The sequence below is a fragment of the Dyadobacter sp. genome (assembly GCF_039919315.1).
GTDB lineage: Bacteria > Bacteroidota > Bacteroidia > Cytophagales > Spirosomataceae > Dyadobacter.
Map to the genome: position 1 here is coordinate 13,042 of NZ_JBDSFX010000086.1, position 19,017 is coordinate 32,058.

Here is a 19,017-nt window from a genome sequence, read left to right on the forward strand (position 1 = left end):
GATATTGAAATGAGTAAGTAAGGAAAGAAAGCTTTACGGACAAGCCTCTTTCCTTCTCGTATCCGTTATATCATTGATCTTCCAGCCCGTTTTGGTTTGTATCAATGTGATCACATTCACACCGCAGTGTGAGAATTTTTCTCCGAGATGAAATTTATATGGTGCCCAGGCAATGGCCATGGGGCCATCAATGGAAATCTTCACATCGTAGATCGTTTCGTTCCAAACTTCCTTGTGTGGAGTTCCCACGGCTTTGATAAATCCACCGATGGCGCTTTTATGAATAACGACGGAATCAGCGCTGTTTTTAGAAATCGAGGTGAGTGAGCATTCATTGGTGAAAACACTTCTCAGCTTGGTAGAATCCCCCATTTTCATTCCTTCAAACAAACGGTCCACGACCTGGCGGACCGAAGCTGAGGCCTCCTGGGCGTAAGTACCGGTAGTGCCTAGCACACACACGAACAAGCTCATCAAAACACTTCGAACGGAATGATGGTTAACTTTCATTTGTTGGTATAGTTTTAACAAAAACTTAATTTTGATGCTCTTTGCTAATTCGGAGAATTAATATGTCAGAAAAAATAGTCAAAAAAGTAGATATAAAGAACAGGCGAGCATCATTTGAATACTTTTTCCTGGAAGATTTCACGGCTGGTATTTCCCTTACCGGTACCGAGATTAAATCGATCAGGCAGGGCAAAGTCAATTTCCAGGACGCTTATTGTCTGTTTATGGATGGAGAGTTGTTTATACGAAGTCTGCATATTTCACCTTATACAGAAGGTACGCATTATAATCACGACCCCATGCGTGACCGGAAATTGCTGATTACCAAGAGAGAACGCAAGAAATTGATAGAAGGCCTTAAAGATCAGGGACAAACCATTATTCCGGTGAGGTTATTCACCAGTGAGAGGGGATTTGCGAAGTTACATATCGCATTGGCCAAAGGTAAGAAGCTCTATGATAAACGCGACACGATCAAGGAGAGGGATATAAAGCGTGAAACAGACCGCATTAGCTACTAGTGATCAGTGCTTTGTAAAAATATTAAACCTGCGATATAACGCCTTTTTTGAGAAAAATCTTTCGCAATATTTGGAATAAATAGAGCGTTAATTTTGGTAAAAAATTCCTATATTGTCGGAATTAACTACCACAGGGCACATGGGTAAAGTACTGGTTCTTAATCAAGATTATAGTGCGTTAAGTGTTTGCACAGTTCCAAAGGCGTTTTTGTTAGTCTACATGAATAAGGCCGAAATGTTGGCCGAATCTCCACGACATTACCTTCGGACCGTCAACGACCAATTCCCTATGCCCGTCGTTATCCGTTTACATCGCTACATACATATCCCTTATAAAGGCGTGGTTATGACCAGGCAGAACCTGTTCAAGCGGGACGGCAACCGATGTCAGTACTGCGGAACGCATGATAATCTCACATTGGACCATGTGATCCCAAAGTCAAAAGGAGGGAAAACGACCTGGGATAACCTTGCCACCGCCTGTAAAAGGTGTAATTCAAGAAAAGGTGATCATACGCCGGAGGAGGTAGATATGCCATTGCGGCAGCGCCCTTTCCGGCCTTCTTTTTTAATGTTCATTCGTGATTTTTCCGGTTTGGCCGACGATGAATGGATGCCGTACCTCGGCGTGAAGGAAAGAAGTTATTAATCCTGTCCAATATTTTTCCTTCCTAATACGTGCTCAGGCTGCCGATAGCCTTATTCTCCACTTGTTTTCAAATTAATTCCCTGCGTTCATGGAATTGCGTTTGAAAAACCATAATTTTGCGCTCTCATTTTTCAAAAAATACTTGTTTAACTAATTTTCAGCTATTTAGCTCGATAGCCGATGTACTTCCAGAGCAATAATTCCTATTTATGTCTAAGGAAAAACAAAATCAACCACTTCCTGATTTCGATTGGGATAAAGCAGCAGACAAAGGTTTCGGTACAGGTTATTCAGTTGCCGACCGTGACCGTCTGGAACAAATGTATGAGACTACGATTTCTCCTGTACAGGAAAAAGAAGTAGTAAAAGGTATTGTAGTTGGAATTACAGACCGTGAGGTGATTCTTAACATCGGTTTCAAATCTGATGGTATCGTTTCATCCAATGAATTCCGCGATTTGCCGGGTATGAAAATCGGTGACGAAGTGGAAGTGTACGTAGAGAATCAGGAAGACGCTCAGGGTCAGCTTGTTCTTTCACGTAAAAAAGCAAAAGTAATTACTGCATGGGATAACATTCAGAAATCGTTTGACGAGGATGTGGTTATCGATGCAAATGTGAAGAGAAGAACCAAAGGTGGTCTTATCGTTGATATATTTGGTATTGAGGCTTTCTTGCCAGGTTCACAGATTGACGTGAAACCAATTCGTGATTTCGACATTTTTGTTGGAAAGCGTATGGAAGTGAAAGTTGTGAAGATCAACTACGCAAATGATAACGTTGTAGTTTCTCACAAAATATTGATTGAAAAGGATCTTGAAGCACAACGTCAGCAGATCCTGAATAACCTTGAAAAAGGTCAGGTACTGGAAGGCGTTATCAAGAACATGACAAACTTCGGTGTGTTCATCGATCTTGGTGGTGTAGATGGTCTGTTGCACATTACTGATATTTCATGGGGACGTATCAACCACCCATCTGATCTGCTTGCATTGGATCAGAAATTGAACGTGGTTGTTCTTGATTTCGACGAGGAGAAAAAACGTATCTCTCTTGGTTTGAAGCAACTTCAGTCTCACCCATGGGATTCTCTTGCAGAAGAAATCCAGGTTGGGTCGAAAGTTACAGGTCGTATCGTTAATGTTGCTGATTACGGCGCATTCCTTGAAATCAAACCAGGTGTTGAAGGTTTGATTCACGTTTCTGAAATGTCATGGTCTCAGCACCTGCGCAATCCTCAGGAATTCATGAACGTAAATGACGAGATCAGTGCAGTAGTATTGACACTGGATCGTAACGAGCGCAAAATGTCTCTTGGTATTAAGCAATTGACTGAGGATCCTTGGACACAAGCTTCATTGAAAGAGAAGTATGCGATCGGAACACGTCACAAAGGTGTTGTTCGTAACCTTACTAACTTCGGTTTGTTCATCGAACTAGAAGAAGGTATTGACGGTCTTGTACACGTTTCAGATCTTTCATGGACTAAGAAAATCAAACATCCTTCTGACTTCGTAAAAGTAAGTGACGAATTGGAAGTTGTTGTTCTTGAATTGGACGCTGACAACCGTCGTCTGGCTCTTGGTCACAAACAATTGGAAGAAAACCCATGGGATACTTTCGAAAGCATCTTTGAAGTGGGTTCTGTTCATAAATCCACGATCGTTGCGAAAGGCGACAAGTTTGCGACTCTTGAACTTCCTTACGGAATCGAGGGCGTTGCAGCTATCAAAAACCTGACGAAGGAAGACGGAACATTTGCGGAAGTAGGCGAAAGTCTTGACTTCACAGTTCTTGAATTCCTGAAAGACGAGAAAAAGATCGTTTTGACTCACTCCAAAGTGAAAGCTGCTCCGGCTTCGGAAGAAAAGAAGGAAGACAGGCCTGCGAAAGCACCTTCTACTCCTAAGGCAGCTGCTACCACTGAGACATCATCATCATCTGGCAAGGATGCCGAGAAATCCACATTTGGAGATCTTAGCGTTCTGTCTGCGTTGAAGGAACAGATGGAAGAAAGTGAAAAGAAAGGAAAAAAATAAGTAAAAGTGCGAAGTAGAGAGTTTTTTTTGATACTTTTGCACCCGGATTAGCTGTCAGCCTAATGGACGGCAGCTAATCCAAATTTGGTTCCGTGGCCGAGTGGCTAGGCAGAGGTCTGCAAAACCTCGTACAGCGGTTCGAATCCGCTCGGAACCTCCCTAACTCGAGCTGCGCTTTTGAATATTTCGGCGCACAAATAAATACTAAAAAAATACCATTTGGCAGAAACTTTAAGAAGGGTTTCCAAATGGTATTTTTTTTGTTAAATATCTGAAAATCAACCTCTGATCACGAACATATTAAATTAAGATTAAGGCTACAAATTAGACAAATTATAAATAAGAAGGCGGTTTAAAATATCCCTGAAATACTTTTGTGGATAAAAAATCGTGAACTAGTTTTGTCTGTTGAAGAATAATGAATAGTTGATTATGAATATACCATTCCGAAAGGACGCTAAGTTTTGTTCCTTCTTTAGTTACTCAAAATTTTTTGTAGCTATCGTCATAGCTCTCTTATTAAGTGTACCCAACTTAGTATTTGCACAAGATAGCACCGCCGCGGCGGCCCCTGCCGGTGGAGGTGATGCTGCTAAAGGCGAAACGATTTTCAAAAACAATTGTGCGCAATGCCACGCTCCTACTGACGAGCGTATTGTTGGTCCTGGTCTTAAAGGCGCCAGTGCCCGTCACGATTTTGCATGGCTTTCCAAATGGGTACGTAATTCGCAAGCTGTGATCGCTTCGGGTGATCCTTATGCCGTTAAAATTTACAATGAGTATTCCAAAGCTCAGATGACAAGCTTTCCCAACCTATCAGATGATGATATCAAGGGAATTTTTGCATATGTGGATAAAGCCGCAACCGCCGCTCCTGCCGCGGCGCCTGCTGGTGGTGGTGGAGCTACCGCTGCTTCTGGTGATGCAAAAGGTGGTGCACCATCTGATCTGTTCGTGATTGTTCTGGCGGCACTAGTCGTTGTGATGGTATTGGTACTCGGTGTCTTGCTGGTGATCGTATCATTGCTGTCGAAAGCTGTTTCGGGAGAAGCGGAAGAAGCTGGCAAGCCGGATTTCATGGCGCGACTTGGAGCATCATTGAAAAAAATATCTGTTGATCCTGCAATCAGGTCAGCTACGCTTTGGATTTTTGTTCTTTTAGTATTGAAAGCCACTATTGACGGTGCGTATAGTGTAGGTGTTCAGCAGGGATATGCTCCTAAGCAGCCTATCACATTCTCTCACAAATTGCACGCAGGCGAATACAAGATCGATTGTAACTATTGCCATACAGGTGTTAACCGTGGTAAGTCAGCGCACATTCCTTCTGCCAACATTTGTATGAACTGCCACGGCGTCATCAAAAAGGAATCTCCTGAAATTCAGAAAATTTACACTTCCATTGAAAACAATCAGCCTATTGAATGGGTAAGGGTTCATAACCTTCCTGATCTGGCTTATTTTAACCACGCTCAACACGTCAATGTAGGCGGATTAGAATGCCAGAACTGCCACGGTGAAGTTGAGAAAATGGAAGTGATACAGCAACGTTCGTCCTTGACGATGGGATGGTGTATTGATTGTCACCGTAAAACGGAGGTTAATACCAAGGACAACAAGTACTACGATAAGTTAGTACAATTGCACGCTGGCGAAAGCAAAGAAGCATTGAAAGTAGCTGATATAGGTGGTTTGGAATGCTCTAAATGCCACTATTAATCAATAGAAATTTAATACCAGAATACAACTCATTTGTATTGAATAAGTTTTATGGAAAATACTAATAAAAGATACTGGCGGGGACTTGAAGAGCTACGAAACGATGAAAAGTTTGTAAAGGATGCAAGCTCGGAGTTCGCAGGAGCACCCACTGAAAACCAGTATGAAAGTCTGGTGGATGGTGCAGGTACTCATCGTCGTGATTTTTTGAAAGTACTAGGCTTTGGAATGGCAGCAGTATCTTTGGCTGCCTGCGAAACGCCGGTTAAAAAAGCAATACCCTACATTAATAAGCCAGAAGGGGAGTTTCCAACCATTGCAAACTGGTACGCTTCGACTTACGCCGAAGGTGGTGACTATGCAAGCATTCTGGTAAAAACACGGGAAGGCCGACCCATTAAGATCGAAGCCAATTCACTTGCAAAATTTTCAAATGGTGTGAGTGCTCGTGCTCATGCGTCTTTGCTGGGGTTATATGATAATGAAAAATTAAAAGGCCCTAAAAAGGGAGACGATACAAAAGTTAGCTGGGATGCAGTTGACAAAGAAATATTAGAGCAACTTACGTCTATCTCTTCAAAAGGAGGAGCTATCCGGATTGTTTCTCCAACCATTTTAAGCCCTTCGACAAAAACGGTTATCGCTGATTTTACGGCGAAGTATCCTACTACAAAGCATATCGTTTATGATGCGAATTCCTCTGCTGCAATAGTAAAAGGGAATGAGCTTTCATTCGGAAAGGCAGTGTTGCCTTCCTACGATTTCAGTAAAGCGAAGCTTGTTGTTGGTATTGATGCGGATTTCCTGGGAACCTGGATTGCGCCTGAAACATATTCCGCTCAATTTGCTGCCACACGTGTTTTGAGCAGCGAGAAGGAAGGTAAAAAAGAAATGTCCCGCCATTACCAGTTCGAGGCGATTTTGTCATTGACTGGATCAAATGCAGATTATCGTACCGCTGTTAAACCTTCCCAATTAGGGTTGGTTGTTACTGCGTTGTATAATAAAGTAGCTGCAAAATTAGGCGGGAAAAGTATAGCGTCTGCTTCGATTGAGGTTGCAAACCTTGACAAAGCCGCTGCCGACCTGGTGGCTGCAAAAGGACAAGCTTTGGTTGTGAGCGGTATCAATGATCCTTCGGTTCAGGTTGTGGTAAATGCGCTGAACAGTTTGCTTGGGAGCTACGGATCTACCATTGACATTGACAATCCGGTTTATTTCCGTCAGGGAAATGACGTCGCGATGAATGAATTCATTGACGAAGTGAAAGGAGGAAAAGTAGCTGCTGTTATCGTTTACGGTTCTAACCCTGTGTACGATCACCCTCGTGGCGCTGAGCTTGTTTCGGCGTTACCGAAAGTAGCGTTAGGGATTTCTTTCAATGATCGTGCTGATGAAACTTCATCACTTCTGAAATATATCTGCCCTGCACCTCATTACCTGGAAGCATGGAGTGATGCAGAGCCGAAAGCAGGATTTTACAGCTTAGGTCAGCCGACTATCAGCTTGATATTCAGCACTCGTCAAGCTCAGTCAAGTTTGTTGAAATGGGCAGGATTGAAATCTGATTTTCAAGAATACATTAAATCGTACTGGAAACAGAATATTTATACACAAGGCGGTTCCGGGGATTATGAGAAATTCTGGGTGCAGTCTTTGCATGACGGTGTTTTTACAAGCAATCGTGCGGTAACAGCATCGGCGGCAACGTTCACCGGCAGTGTAGATGCGGCGGCGTCGAGTATAGCTAAGAAATATAAGGCAAGCTCGTCAGGTATTGAGTTAGCGATTTTCGAAAACGTAGGTATAGGTAATGGATCGGCAGCTAATAATCCTTGGTTGCAGGAGCTTCCAGAACCTGTCACAAAAGCATGCTGGGACAACCATGCAGGCCTTTCGCAGAAAACAGCTACCGAGCTCGGTGTAGTTCAGGGGGATGTTGTTAAAGTTGAATTGAAAGGTAAGTCAATTGAAGTGCCGGTAATTGTTCAACCTGGTCTTGCTCACGGTACAGTCGCAGTAGCGATAGGGTACGGTCGTGAGAAGGCTGGAAAATCTGCGAACGGAGTAGGTAAGAATGTTTATCCATTCGCATCATTCTCGGAAGGATTTTTGTCATTTGCTCCCGGCGAAGTGACAATATCTAAAACTGGCGATACCAGAGAAATTGCTCAAACACAAACACATAGTACTGTAATGAACCGTAAATCGGTGTTACAGGAAACCGTGCTTGCTCATTTCCAGAAGGATCCTCTTGCAGGCAGGTTTATTCCTCAAATCCAGACCTCAGAAGGAACGGTAGAAGCGACGGATCTGTCACTTTGGAATGGCCATCAATATAAAAACCATTCATGGGGTCTTGTAATCGACCTGAACACATGTTTTGGTTGTGGATCTTGCGTGGTTAGTTGCCAGGCAGAAAATAATATTCCGGTTGTAGGACGTCAGGAAATTATCAATAGCCGCGAAATGCACTGGCTGCGTATCGACAGATATTATAGCAGTGATGCTGATGTTGAAGATTTGAGAGGACTGGAAATAGCTTCGGAAAATCCTGAGGTAACATTCCAGCCAATGATGTGTCAGCATTGTAACAATGCTCCCTGCGAAACTGTATGTCCGGTACTGGCAACAACTCACAGCTCTGAGGGGTTGAACCAAATGGCGTATAACCGTTGTGTTGGTACAAGGTATTGTGCAAATAACTGTCCATATAAAGTACGTCGTTTCAACTGGTTCAAATATTTTGATAACGATAACTTCGATTACAACTTCAATAATGATCTTGGTAAAATGGCCATCAATCCTGATGTAACCGTAAGATCACGTGGAGTTATCGAGAAGTGCTCAATGTGCGTCCATAGAATACAGGATGCTAAATTGACTGCTAAAAAAGAGAGAAGACGTATTGTGGATGGAGAGGTAAATGTAGCTTGTGCATCGTCTTGCCCTACCAATGCCATCACTTTTGGAGATATGAATGATCCTGAAAGTAAGATCACCAAACTTCTGGCGGTAGAGCGTGAAGGGCGTGCCTTCCATATGCTGGAAGAGATCAATGTTCGTCCACAGGTTTCTTACCTTACCAAGGTTCGGAATAAGGATGTTGCGGCCAAAGCAGCAGACAAAAAAGAACACGCTTAATTTCCAGGAGATAGAATTTTTTGAAGATTAAATCATTATAAATAATAGTAGTATGCATGTTACTTCACCTGTAAGAGAACCGCTGATTCAAGGTGGGAAAACGTACGCAGACGTAACGGAAGATATATGCCGCCATGTAGAAGGCCCTCCCACCAAAGAGTGGAAGATTGCTTTTGGAATTTCTCTCTTGGTTTTGGCTTATGGCTCTGTTTGTCTAGCATGGACCTGGTGGGAAGGCCTTGGAGTATGGGGGCTAAATAAAACTGTGGGCTGGGCCTGGGATATTACCAACTTCGTGTGGTGGGTAGGTATTGGTCACGCAGGAACACTTATCTCTGCTATCTTGCTCCTGTTCCGTCAGAAATGGAGAACATCTATCAACCGTGCAGCGGAAGCGATGACGATTTTCGCGGTTCTTTGTGCTGCTTCATTTATCCTGATGCACATGGGCCGTCCATGGATGGCTTATTGGGCGCTGCCTTTGCCGAATGCATTCGGTTCACTTTGGGTTAACTTTAACTCTCCTCTTGTTTGGGACGTTTTTGCGATCAGTACATATTTCTCCGTTTCCCTCGTATTCTGGTACATTGGTCTGATTCCTGACCTTGCTACAATCCGTGACCGCGCTACGAGCAAAGTTTCGAGATTGATGTATGGTACCTTTGCAATGGGCTGGGACGGTTCAGCAAAAACCTGGTCACGCTACGAATATATTAGCTTAATTCTGGCCGGTTTGTCAACTCCACTTGTACTTTCGGTTCACACGATTGTAAGTATGGACTTTGCAACGTCGGTAATTCCAGGATGGCATACGACAATCTTCCCTCCTTACTTCGTTGCAGGGGCGATTTTCTCAGGATTTGCAATGGTTCAAAACCTGATGCTAATCACCAGGGTTGTATACAAACTGGAAGATTACATTACGCTGGAACACATTGAAACCATGAATAAGGTAATCACACTGACAGGTTCTGTGGTGGGTGTTGCCTACATCACGGAGTTCTTTATTGCATGGTATAGCGGTGTTGAATACGAATATTATGCATTCTTCAACCGTATGACCGGACCTTACTGGTGGGCATACTGGGCGATGATGACTTGTAACGTAATTTCTCCACAGCTTTTCTGGTCAAGAAAATTACGTCGCAGCATTACTTTTACATTCTTCATCTCAGTAGTGGTAAACATTGGAATGTGGTTTGAGCGATTTGTTATTATCGTGACATCTCTTCACCGTGACTATGTTCCGTCAAGTTGGGCAATGTTCTCTCCTACCAGATATGATATCGGTGACTATATCTTCTCATTTGGTCTGTTCTTCACATTGTTCCTGCTGTTTTCAAAGTATTTACCAGTTGTGAACATGGCAGAGGTGAAAGCGGTTATCCGTTCTACTTCGGCTAATCTTCCTGGCAAGATTGCAGGTGTGGCGAAGGTAAGACAACGCGGAGCTGCAGAGCCGGCTTTCAACAAGGATCAAGAGTAAAAGTAATTTCGTAAGAGCGATTACAGGCATTTAATATAAGTAGTAGTATGGCAGAATTATCTGGTAAATATTTAGTCGGAGTTTATGACGATGACGATACTGTTCTTCACGCAGTGCCAAGGCTTAGAAAGGCCGGGGTAAAAATAAAGGAAGTGTATTCTCCTTTTCCGATTCACGGATTGGATGAAGCATTAGGCCATCCGAGAACAAGAATCGGGATTGCCGCCTTTATGTTTGGTGTAACAGGATGCTGCGTTGCATTAACATTGATGATCTGGACGATGGGTATTGACTGGCCGATGATTGTCGGTGGAAAGGACCCCATTTCGATTCCTAACTATATTCCGATCACGTTCGAGTTAACTGTATTGTTTACAGCATTCGGAATGGTTACAACATTCTTTATCTCAAATGGACTGGGGCCGGGTACTCATTTTCATCCAAGATTTGACGTTCGTTCTACAGATAACAAATTTGTGATGGCGATTGACCTTGGCAGAAACTCCATGAGTGTAGAGGAAATATCACGTGCTTTAAAGGACAGTGGAGCGGAGGAAGTCAATATCAAGCAATTTTAATGGAGTTTAGAAAATGAAATTCAAAAGTTTATATAGATATCTGTTAGTTGCCGGAGTATTACTTACTGCCGCTGCTGGTTGTAAAAAGGACCCAAATAATCCGGGTACTGAATACGCGCCAAACATGTATTTGCCGGTAGGTTATGAACCTTATAAGCAAGAAAAGGCGAATCCAATCAATCCAATGGGATTGACAATGCGCCTGCCGGTGGCGGGTACAGTGGCAAGAAGAAACTACAAAACTTCTTTTGGTACTGCGGATTCGGCATTGGTAGATCTAATGGTTTACAACATTCCTGCGGACAGCATTGGAATCGCGGAGAGAGTTCTGAAAAACCCGGTTCCTTTGAATGAAAAATCATTGGCCGAGGGGAAAGTTTTATATGACCGTTATTGCCAGCATTGCCACGGAGCAACCGGAGCGGGTGATGGTAAAGTGGGAGCTATGTACAAAGGGGTACCTAACTACGCCAGCGACGCATACAAGAACTTGAATGAAGGGCATATTTTCCATGTCATTACACACGGAAAAGCGCGCATGTGGCCTCACGGCTCTCAGATTAATCCTGAGGAACGCTGGAAAATTGTACACTATGTACAAAAACTACAGAAAGGGGCTTAATTACAATTTTAATAACAGAGAAATTAAATTAGATAATGGCATCAGCACATTCGATTCCTTCTATTGAAGAACGGTTTGAATTTACATCGGGAGCTAAGCGAAATTTACTCATTGGCGGTGGCGTAGGACTGGCTCTTGTTTTGTTGGGAGTATACCTTGCAGCAAACGGCGGTGGCGGACATGAGGCAGCTGCCCACGGAGCAGAGCATGCCGCAAGCGCTGTTGGACACGCAACAACCGAGCATGCAGCCGCATCAGGACATGAGGCAGCCGCAGCAGGCGCACATCATGAAAAAGGTTGGATGACTCGTGTATGGGCAAATCTTTGGGTGAATGCCGTTTATTTTACCGGACTTTCAGTAGTAGGGATGTTCTTTATCTCATATAACTATCTGGCTCAGGCGGGATGGTCAGCAGTATTTAAAAGAATTCCCGAAGCACTTCCTGCATTCCTGCCTTTCACAGGTATTGTCATGCTGGTAACGTTTTTTCTGGGAGGCCATGACTTGTTTCACTGGACACATGAAGGACTTTATGAAGTGGGCGGACCCGAATATGATCCTATTATCGCAGGCAAAAGAGGCTTTTTGAATACACCATTCTTTGTAGGCCGTTTGATATTTTACTTCGCAGTATGGTACGGGATGTGGAGAGTAATACGAAACCTGTCATTGCAGGAAGATGAAATCGGCGGAACTGAATTTTACGAAAAGTCGATTCGTTTTGGAACTGCGTTTTTGGTAGTTTTTGGAGTAACATCATCTACATCTGCCTGGGACTTTGTAATGTCGATTGACACACACTGGTTCAGTACTATGTTTGGATGGTATACGCTGGCAAGCTGGCACGTAGCAGGTTTGGCTGTGATTACATTGACCATCGTCATGCTGAGAGAAAGAGGTTATTTGAGAGCGGTCAATTCAAGCCATTTACGTGACCTTGGAAAATTCATTTTTGCTTTCAGTATTTTCTGGACATATGTATGGTTTGCACAGTTCCTTTTGATCTACTATGCCAACCTTCCGGAGGAAACCATTTACTTCATTGAGCGTTTCAGAGGTTACGGAGGATATTACAAGGCTCCGTTCTTTATCACATTGTTTCTGAATTTCTTTTTCCCATTCCTGGTTTTAATGACCAGGGACGCGAAGTTCACACATTCAATTCTTAAGGTTGCTTGCTGGAGTGTGATCATCGGACATTATATGGATTTTTACACCAATATAATGCCAGGTTCAGTAGGAGCAGGCGCCGGATTCGGTCCGTTGGAATGGGGATTTTTCCTGATATTCCTTTGTGCGTTTGGTTATTCAATTGCTAGTCAGTTAGAAAAGGCGAATTTGATACCAAGAAATCACCCGATGTTGGAGGAATCATTGCATCACGATATCGCCTAATTGCAAAACCAGTTTATCATTATGTATATTATTATCGCATTAGTTGCTCTTGTTTTCGTGGTTCTCACAGGTGTTGTGATTTCCAGACTTCAGACTGTACTTAAAAGTGTCAATAAATCGGATTCTCCGGATGCGGAGCCATCGGGCAACAAATGGAATGGAGCGATGTTTATCGTGATTCTTATTGGTGGCGCGGTTAGCATTACCTGGTCATATCTTCACGCTCGTGAATTTTTCCTGCCTGAGGCGTCTTCGATCCATGGTCGCAGAACGGACGACCTGTTCTGGTTTTCAATGGGTATTCTGACGATCCCTTTCATCTTTGTTAACTTCCTGATTTTCTTTTTCGCTTGGAAATACCAACATAAGAAGAACCATCGCGCGTCTTTTTATCCTGAAAACCATAAGCTTGAGTTGATCTGGACCATTGTTCCGGCGATTGTAATGGCGTTACTGGTTTTTACGGGTTGGAAAGCATGGTCTGACATTACATCAGACGCTCCTAGGGACGCAGAAGTTATCGAGATCACTGGAAAGCAGTTTAACTGGATAGTTCGTTATGCGGGGGTTCATGATAACAAGCTTGGAGATTACAATTACAAACTGATTGATGCACAAAATGAAGTCGGTATCGATTTGTCAGATGAGAACTCGTTTGACGACTTTACGAACCCAAGTGAAATGCACATTCCGGTAGGGCGTCCTGTACTTTTGAAAATTCGTGCCCGTGACGTCTTGCATAGTGTGTTCATACCTCACATGCGTGTGAAAATGGATGCAGTGCCAGGTATGCCTACCAAGTTCTGGTTTGTGCCGGACAAAACTACTGCGGATATGCGCTCTGAGCTAAATAATCCAAAGTTTGACTACGAAATAGCTTGTACTGAAGTTTGCGGACAGGGTCACTTTTCTATGAAAATGAGATTGATCGTAGAAGATGAAGCTTCATATAAGAAATGGAGCGCTGAACAGGCAACATTCTTGCAGACTTATCCGGAATATCTTGCGAAAGTACCTGAGAATTTGAAAGTAAAGGCAATGAAATACTTGCCTGCCGAGGCCGCGTCACCAGCTGATAGCTCGTCCACATCTGCGGGCGGTGCAGGAGCAAGTACTAGTTTACGCTAATTTGTTAATTTAAATACATTAAAAGTATATGTCAGCTATTGAAGGATTGGAAACAGCTCATCACCACGAAACTGAGCATGAACACCACCATGAAGCACAAAACTTTTGGCAGAAATATATATTTTGTGAAGATCACAAGGTTATAGCGAAGCAGTATCTGATCACCGGGATTTTATGGGCTGTAATTGGCATTACAATGTCCGTGATCTTCCGTATCCAGTTAGGTCTGCCAGATTCTAATTTGTCATGGCTTAAACCTATTTTGGGAGGATGGATTAGTGAGTCGGGCAAATTGGATCCCAATTTTTACCTGGCTTTGGTGACTATGCACGGTACCATCATGGTATTTTTTGTATTGACTGCCGGTTTGAGTGGTACGTTCAGTAACTTCCTTATTCCATTGCAGATCGGTGCTCGTGATATGGCGTCTGGTTTCATGAACATGTTATCTTACTGGTTCTTCTTCCTGGCCAGTGTTATCATGTTTGTTTCCCTGTTTTTACAAACCGGTCCCGCCGCCGGAGGTTGGGTTATTTATCCGCCATTGAGCGCGCTACCACAGGCACACCCTGGTTCTGGAATGGGTATGACACTCTGGTTGGCAAGTATGGCATTGTTTATCGTATCTCAGTTGCTAGGAGGTATCAATTACATTACTACTGTCATCAACCTTCGTACACGGGGAATGTCATTTGACCGTCTTCCATTGACGATCTGGTCATTTTTGATCACTGCTGTTCTGGGTCTTATTTCTTTCCCGGTTCTTCTTTCATCTGTATTGCTGCTGATTTTTGACCGTCACTTCGGAACAAGTTTTTATCTGTCTGATATTTACATCAATGGTGAGGCTTTGCCAAACGTAGGGGGTAGCCCGATTTTGTTCCAACATTTGTTCTGGTTCCTCGGACACCCTGAGGTTTACATCGTTTTGTTACCTGGTTTGGGTATTACTTCGGAAGTTATCGCGACAAACTCACGTAAGCCTATCTTTGGTTACCGTGCGATGATCGCGTCCATGTTGGGTATCGCGTTCCTTGCGTTCATTGTTTGGGCTCACCACATGTTCGTAACCGGTATGAATCCATTCCTTGGATCAGTATTCATGTTCCTTACATTGATCATCGCGGTTCCGTCTGCAGTTAAAGGTTTCAACTACATCACTACGCTCTGGAAGGGAAATATCATTTTCACACCAGGTATGTTATTCTCTATCGGTCTTGTTTCTCTATTCGTTTCAGGAGGTTTGACAGGTATTATTTTGGGTAACAGTGCGTTGGATATTCAACTTCATGATACTTATTTCGTAGTAGCTCACTTTCACCTTGTAATGGGTGCGGCTTCTGCCTTCGGACTTTTTGCGGGGGTTTACCACTGGTTCCCTAAAATGTTCGGAAGAATGATGAATACGACATTGGGACAAATTCACTTCTGGTTCACATTCATTGGTATTTACCTGATATTTATTCCAATGCACTATGTAGGTATCGCTGGTTTCCCACGTCGTTACTACCAGTTTACCAGCTACGACTTTACGCATAAGTTTATGGACATGAATATGTTCATCTCAGTTGCGGCGATATTCTCGTTCCTTGCGCAGTTCATTTTCCTTTGGAACTTCTTTTACAGTATTTTCAAAGGTCGCAGAGCACCTCAAAATCCATGGAATTCGAATACTCTTGAATGGACGGCACCGATTCACCCGGGCCATGGAAACTGGGAAGGAGAAATACCAGCAGTATACCGCTGGTCTTACGATTACAGCAAACCAGGAGCTAAGGAAGATTTTATTCCTCAAAATATACCGTATTCTCAAACGCCAGAATCCAACTTCCCTCATGAAAATGAGTTGATCGCTACGGAAAAAGCAATTGAGTCACAAAACTTCAATGACCAGTTCAAAGCCTCGCATTGATTTTAAGGCCAATCGCCGGTTCCGGCGATTGGCCTTAAATACTGTCATTACACTCTATTTTCTAATTATCGCGGGTGGAGTAGTCAGGAGTACAGGTGCAGGTATGGGGTGCCCCGACTGGCCTAAATGCTTTGGTACCTGGGTGCCTCCGACAGAAGCGTCGCAATTGCCATCGAATTATAAGGAGATTTACGGTGCTAAATTAAAAGGGGAAGTGGAATTCAATCCGGTCAAAACCTGGATTGAGTATGTCAATCGCCTCCTGGGAGCCTTTACGGGAATAATGATTTTTCTTACCCTGCTGGCATCTACACCTTTTTTGAAATCTCGGAATAGGCACATTTTTCTTTTCAGTCTTGCCGCATTCATTTTGGTGGGTGTACAAGGCTGGCTCGGTGCTAAGGTAGTTTCCTTTGAATTATTGCCGGCAGTAGTGACATTACACATGTTATTGGCCATCGTAATTGTCTTCATGTTGTTATACCTGTACACATGGGCGGAGTACGCTGAGAGTAGCTTGAAATTGAATTCCGATAGCAAGAAAGGAATCAGCAGAATTGGACTAGCGGTAATGACATTGTCGCTGTTACAGATTTTATTAGGCACGCAGGTTCGTGAAGTAATGGATGAGGTGATTGCAAAGCTCGGTTACGGAGCAAGAAGCGAATGGATAGATTCTTTGGGGACCAAGTTCTACATTCACCGTTCTTTTTCAATTGTCGTCTTCGCATTGAACATTTGGTGGATTACGAAGATCATTAAATCAGAAGCCAAAGAATCGGTAACTGTGAAAATTGCGAAAGCGTGCTTTTGGATACTAGCAGCGGAGATAGCGACAGGAGTTATAATGGCTTACATGGGAGTTCCTCCTTTTGCACAGCCTTTGCATTTGACTTTTGCCATCTTACTAATAGGCCTTCAGTTTGTAGTATGGCTGGTGGTAAATGGAACGAAATATCTTAAATACAAAGAGAGTTTTCAAATCGGGTTATAAACCATTTGAAAGTAAATAATTGAGTAAAATGATTTCAGCGGAAGAAGGAGTAGGAGGTTTTGGAAGGATCAGAGAGGTAGCGGGAGTTTTATTTGAATTGCTAAAATTCAGATTGGCTTCCCTGATAGCGTTTTCGGGCGCGATGGGATATTGCCTGGGTACTGATCATGTGAAGACATCGGATCTTGTTCTTTTCGTTATCGCATCAATTGGTATAACCGGTGCAGCAAACATTATTAATCAAATTCTGGAAAAAGACTTTGATAAATTGATGAAAAGAACTGCTTCCCGACCATTGCCTAGCGGACGAATTACCAGTGAGCAAGCTGCATTGTGGGCCGTTTTTCTGGGAGTTTCATCGTTATTGATCTTTGTGTTGGTATTCAATCTGAGTACAGGACTGATATCGCTGCTTTCGCTGGTTCTGTATGGTTTTGTGTATACTCCTTTGAAAAGAGTAGGGCCAATAGCGGTTTTTGTAGGAGCATTTCCAGGAGCATTTCCTCCAATGATCGGCTGGGTGGCCGCAACGAATCATTTCGGACTGGAACCGGGGATTTTGTTTGCGATTCAGTTTTTCTGGCAATTCCCGCATTTTTGGGCCATTGCCTGGGTTTTGGATGAAGACTATAAAAGAGCAGGTTTCAAACTTTTGCCGGCTAACGGATTGAAAGACTCTGATACAACTTTGCAGATCATGATTTATACATTGTTTCTGCTGCCCATTGGCTGGTTACCGTATAAATTGGGAATGACGGGAATCAATTCGGCGTTCATCGCAACGATTTTTGGCGTATTATTTTTGGCGCAGACGTTTCATTTAATGAGAACTTGTACCGATAAAACTGCGCGTCAGTTGATGTTTGGGTCATTTATATATTTACCGATCGTGCAGATAGCATTCCTTTTGGATAAATTGTGAAATTGAAATAGTAGGTAAAATGGAGAATGTTCAAGAATATAAAATAGAAAAAGGGCCGAGGGAAACCTTGGCGATGGATCCAAAGAAGTTTATTCTCTGGCTATTTCTGGTGAGTATCATTATGCTATTCGCTTCTCAAACAAGTGCATATCTGGTTCGGAGAGCGGAAGGAAACTGGTTGGAATTTGAGATGCCGAAGATTTTCTGGTACAGTACAGCAGTATTGTTAATCAGCAGTATGGCCATGCAATGGGCTTATTTTTCGGCAAAAAAAGATCAGTTCAAACAATTGAAAATAGCAATTTCTATTACTTTTGTGCTAGGTCTGATTTTCCTCTGGATGCAGTTTGAAGGATGGAAACAGCTTGTTGCAATGAATGTATATTTTGTTGGAAATCCGTCAGGCTCGTTTTTCTATGTATTTACCGGTCTGCATGGTTTTCACCTCATTAGCGGACTCATTGTTTTATTAGTATCATTGGCTTCTGCTTTTCGTTTTAAAGTACATGCCAAGAATTTGAGAAGAATTCAGATCTGCGCCACCTATTGGCATTTTTTAGATATACTCTGGTTATACCTTTTTGTTTTTTTATTGACCTTTAATTAATAATTTTTACCAATGGCTGCAAATGTAACAACACCTGGCGCGGTAGAACCCAAATTGTGGATGGGGGGTATCGAGCCTATGAAAGCAAGTTACGGAAAACTGATGATGTGGTTTTTCCTCATCTCAGATACGTTTACTTTCTCCGCCCTGCTGGTGGCATATGGCACAGCCCGGTTCAGTTTCCCTGCATTTACGGGGGAACATTCGGAATTTACATTTTCAAATATGTACTGGCCTGTTCCAGAACGGGTATATGAGTCGGTACCATTCCTGCATGGAGTGTCCCTGCCATTGGTTTTTGTCGGTATCATGACATTCATTCTTATCGCGAGTAGTGTGACAATGGTACTTGCCGTAGAAGCGGGTCATCGTATGGACCGTGCGAATGTTGAGAAATATATGCTTTGGACGATTTTAGGAGGATTTACTTTTCTTGGATGTCAGGCTTGGGAATGGTCTCACTTTATCCACGGAACGGAAGCAGGTAGTGTGATGAAGGTGATTGAAAACGGTACTTGGATTGAGAAGACTATATTTGGCGCGAATCTGACGGAAAACCAATATGGCCCTCCTGCATTTGCAGACTTCTTCTTCTTTATTACAGGCTTCCACGGAACGCACGTTTTTAGTGGTGTGATTTTGAATATCCTTATTTTCTTCCGTTCAGCTACTGGTTTTTATGACAAAAGAGGAAGCTATGAAATGGTAGAGAAAGTAGGTCTTTATTGGCACTTTGTGGATTTGGTGTGGGTGTTCGTTTTTACATTCTTTTACCTGGTTTAAGTTACT

The 19,017-nt window shown here is 43.0% G+C and carries 16 protein-coding genes and 1 tRNA gene; 16 read left to right on the forward strand and 1 reads right to left on the reverse strand.

Features of this window, described 5'->3' with window-relative positions:
• Positions 1-33 precede the first annotated feature (33 nt).
• Positions 34-510, reverse strand: a complete 477-nt coding sequence (locus ABIO93_RS23650) for a nuclear transport factor 2 family protein (protein ID WP_348072317.1) — start codon at positions 508-510, stop codon at positions 34-36.
• Positions 511-572: 62 nt separating this feature from the next.
• Between ABIO93_RS23650 and smpB the strand changes: the two genes are divergently transcribed.
• The 16 genes from smpB (at position 573) to ABIO93_RS23730 (ending at position 19,011) form a co-directional block, all read left to right on the forward strand.
• Entirely contained in the window at positions 573-1,031 is a 459-nt protein-coding gene (smpB, locus tag ABIO93_RS23655; protein ID WP_348072319.1) for an SsrA-binding protein SmpB, read from the forward strand.
• 139 nt (positions 1,032-1,170) lie between these two features.
• The gene (locus ABIO93_RS23660) at positions 1,171-1,680 is read left to right on the forward strand and encodes an HNH endonuclease (protein ID WP_348072321.1); all 510 of its coding nucleotides are present in this window, start codon (positions 1,171-1,173) and stop codon (positions 1,678-1,680) included.
• 209 nt (positions 1,681-1,889) lie between these two features.
• Positions 1,890-3,719, forward strand: a complete 1,830-nt coding sequence (gene rpsA, locus ABIO93_RS23665) for a 30S ribosomal protein S1 (RefSeq protein WP_348072323.1) — start codon at positions 1,890-1,892, stop codon at positions 3,717-3,719.
• Positions 3,720-3,805: 86 nt separating this feature from the next.
• Positions 3,806-3,876 (forward strand) — tRNA-Cys (locus ABIO93_RS23670).
• A gap of 275 nt (positions 3,877-4,151) precedes the next feature.
• On the forward strand, positions 4,152-5,438 hold the full coding sequence (locus ABIO93_RS23675; RefSeq protein WP_348072325.1) for a c-type cytochrome: 1,287 nt from the start codon (positions 4,152-4,154) through the stop codon (positions 5,436-5,438).
• A gap of 51 nt (positions 5,439-5,489) precedes the next feature.
• Positions 5,490-8,582: a TAT-variant-translocated molybdopterin oxidoreductase gene (locus ABIO93_RS23680; RefSeq protein WP_348072327.1), complete on the forward strand. Its 3,093-nt coding sequence runs from the start codon at positions 5,490-5,492 to the stop codon at positions 8,580-8,582.
• 52 nt (positions 8,583-8,634) lie between these two features.
• Positions 8,635-10,068 (forward strand): NrfD/PsrC family molybdoenzyme membrane anchor subunit, encoded by a 1,434-nt coding sequence (gene nrfD, locus ABIO93_RS23685; protein ID WP_348072329.1) that lies wholly within the window; start codon positions 8,635-8,637, stop codon positions 10,066-10,068.
• 47 nt (positions 10,069-10,115) lie between these two features.
• Positions 10,116-10,646 (forward strand): DUF3341 domain-containing protein, encoded by a 531-nt coding sequence (locus tag ABIO93_RS23690; RefSeq protein WP_348072331.1) that lies wholly within the window; start codon positions 10,116-10,118, stop codon positions 10,644-10,646.
• A gap of 13 nt (positions 10,647-10,659) precedes the next feature.
• The gene (locus ABIO93_RS23695; protein ID WP_348072333.1) at positions 10,660-11,268 is read left to right on the forward strand and encodes a cytochrome c; all 609 of its coding nucleotides are present in this window, start codon (positions 10,660-10,662) and stop codon (positions 11,266-11,268) included.
• Positions 11,269-11,303: 35 nt separating this feature from the next.
• The gene (locus ABIO93_RS23700) at positions 11,304-12,665 is read left to right on the forward strand and encodes a quinol:cytochrome C oxidoreductase (RefSeq protein WP_348072335.1); all 1,362 of its coding nucleotides are present in this window, start codon (positions 11,304-11,306) and stop codon (positions 12,663-12,665) included.
• A 21-nt stretch (positions 12,666-12,686) separates the two neighbouring features.
• A complete protein-coding gene (locus ABIO93_RS23705; protein WP_348072337.1) occupies positions 12,687-13,793 on the forward strand; it encodes a cytochrome c oxidase subunit II in 1,107 nt (368 codons plus the stop codon).
• 28 nt (positions 13,794-13,821) lie between these two features.
• The gene (locus tag ABIO93_RS23710; RefSeq protein ID WP_348072339.1) at positions 13,822-15,705 is read left to right on the forward strand and encodes a cbb3-type cytochrome c oxidase subunit I; all 1,884 of its coding nucleotides are present in this window, start codon (positions 13,822-13,824) and stop codon (positions 15,703-15,705) included.
• The gene (locus ABIO93_RS23715; RefSeq protein ID WP_348072341.1) at positions 15,680-16,699 is read left to right on the forward strand and encodes a COX15/CtaA family protein; all 1,020 of its coding nucleotides are present in this window, start codon (positions 15,680-15,682) and stop codon (positions 16,697-16,699) included. Before ABIO93_RS23710 ends, ABIO93_RS23715 begins: the two co-directional genes overlap by 26 nt.
• 28 nt (positions 16,700-16,727) lie before the next feature.
• Complete coding sequence (cyoE, locus tag ABIO93_RS23720) at positions 16,728-17,621, forward strand: heme o synthase (RefSeq protein WP_348072343.1); 894 nt, start codon at positions 16,728-16,730, stop codon at positions 17,619-17,621.
• Between the two features lie 19 nt (positions 17,622-17,640).
• A complete protein-coding gene (locus ABIO93_RS23725; protein ID WP_348072345.1) occupies positions 17,641-18,228 on the forward strand; it encodes a cytochrome c oxidase subunit 3 in 588 nt (195 codons plus the stop codon).
• A gap of 12 nt (positions 18,229-18,240) precedes the next feature.
• The gene (locus ABIO93_RS23730; RefSeq protein ID WP_348072347.1) at positions 18,241-19,011 is read left to right on the forward strand and encodes a cytochrome c oxidase subunit 3; all 771 of its coding nucleotides are present in this window, start codon (positions 18,241-18,243) and stop codon (positions 19,009-19,011) included.
• Positions 19,012-19,017: the final 6 nt, after the last annotated feature.